This window comes from Citrobacter sp. S55_ASV_140, assembly GCF_018919505.1.
Taxonomy (GTDB): domain Bacteria; phylum Pseudomonadota; class Gammaproteobacteria; order Enterobacterales; family Enterobacteriaceae; genus Citrobacter; species Citrobacter werkmanii.
Genome location: NZ_JAHLQZ010000369.1, coordinates 1 through 1,645, shown reverse-complemented (window position 1 = coordinate 1,645; position 1,645 = coordinate 1). Strand labels below are relative to the sequence as shown.

At 53.9% G+C, this 1,645-nt stretch carries 2 protein-coding genes; both read right to left on the bottom strand.

Annotation, left to right across the window (positions count from 1 at the left end; genetic code table 11):
• On the bottom strand, positions 1-555 hold a 555-nt coding region (locus KQJ18_RS23850), incomplete at its 3' end, for a carbohydrate porin (RefSeq protein WP_216422931.1).
• Positions 556-646: 91 nt separating this feature from the next.
• Positions 647-1,645, bottom strand: a 999-nt coding sequence (gene malK, locus KQJ18_RS23845) for a maltose/maltodextrin ABC transporter ATP-binding protein MalK (protein ID WP_216422930.1), incomplete at its 5' end; no start/stop codon positions are given.

Sequence of the window (1,645 nt, the reverse complement as noted above, 5' to 3'; positions counted from 1 at the left end):
ATAGATATTCTGGCTGCTGAACGCGTATGAACCACCCGCTTCCTGAGAACGGCTCGCGGCCAGAGACAGTTTACCGAAGCCCAGATCGATGTTTTCAATACCGGCGCCAGGACCTGAAATATCCCAGTAGTAGAAGTCGATCATGTGCACGTCATGACGTTGGTAGAAGCGCTTACCGGCCCAGATAGTAGAGCCTGGCAGCCATTCAATCAGGTTTTTACCCTGCACGTTGGCTTCACGGAAGGCTGGATCAGTTCCTTCCCAGTCATTCTGCTGTGCTACGGAGTAGGCGACGTTGGTGTCGAAGTAGAAGCTCTTATCGCCTTCTTTCCACACTTCCTGACCTAATTTGATTTCCGCATAGGTTTCACATTCGTTACCGAGACGGTATTTACTTTGTGCACCTGTTGCCTGGAAACATTGTTGTTCGCCGCCGCTACCCGTCCAACCGATACCGGAACGAGCATAACCATGGAAATCCACAGCCATTGCCTGAACAGACATAATGCCTGCTGCCACAGCAACCGCCAGAGGAAGTTTGCGCAGAGTAATCATCGTTCTATCTCCTGAGATCATTGCTTTTCTTTAAACGCTGCCACCTTCTGAAACTGCGAATGGTTTTGCGTTTCGTTTTTTTATGGGGACCTTAAACGCCCGGCTCCTGGTGCAACCGACGACATGCAGTGCCATCCTCACGGAACAGATGGCAACGCTCTGGCGGCAGGCCGATAGCGAATGTGGCACCCTCTTCTACCAACACCACGTCGTTCTGGCGGTAAACCAGGTTTTGACGGATGGCGGGGATCTGGATATGAATTTGTGTTTCGTGACCAAGTTGTTCGACCACCTGGACTTCACCTTCAAGGGTGACATCGGCGATTTCGCTGGGCAGCAGATGTTCCGGGCGGATACCTAAAGACATATTGGCACCCACCTGAACGCGGGCACTGTCGACGGGTAACCAGACTTGCTGGCGGTTTGGTAATTCAACCTGCACCTGATCAATTGCCGTTGCGGTAACTTTCACCGGCAGGAAGTTCATCTTTGGCGAACCGATAAAGCCCGCGACAAAGCGGTCGGCAGGATAGTGGTACAGCTCCAGGGGTTTACCGACCTGCGCCACACGACCGGCATCCAACACCACAATTTTGTCTGCCAGGGTCATCGCTTCGACCTGATCGTGGGTGACGTAAATCATCGTGCGGCCAAGACGTTTATGCAGGCGGGAGATTTCAATACGCATCTGGACGCGCAGCGCGGCATCAAGGTTCGACAACGGTTCGTCCAGCAGGAATACTCGCGGCTCGGCAACCAACGTACGGCCAATCGCCACACGCTGACGTTGTCCACCGGACAGCGCTTTCGGTTTACGGTCCAGCAGGTGCGCCAGTTGCAGAACCTCAGCTACCTGATTAACGCGCTGATTCATTACCTCTTTTTTCGCGCCGGCCAGTTTGAGGCCGAACGACATGTTTTCCGCGACGGATAAATGGGGGTATAACGCATAGGACTGGAAGACCATGCCCACACCGCGTTCGGCGGGTGGAATGTCGTTCATCCGGGTCTCCCCGATAAACAGGTCGCCGCTGGTGATGGTTTCAAGTCCGGCGATCATACGCAGCAAGGTCGACTTACCACAGCCTGA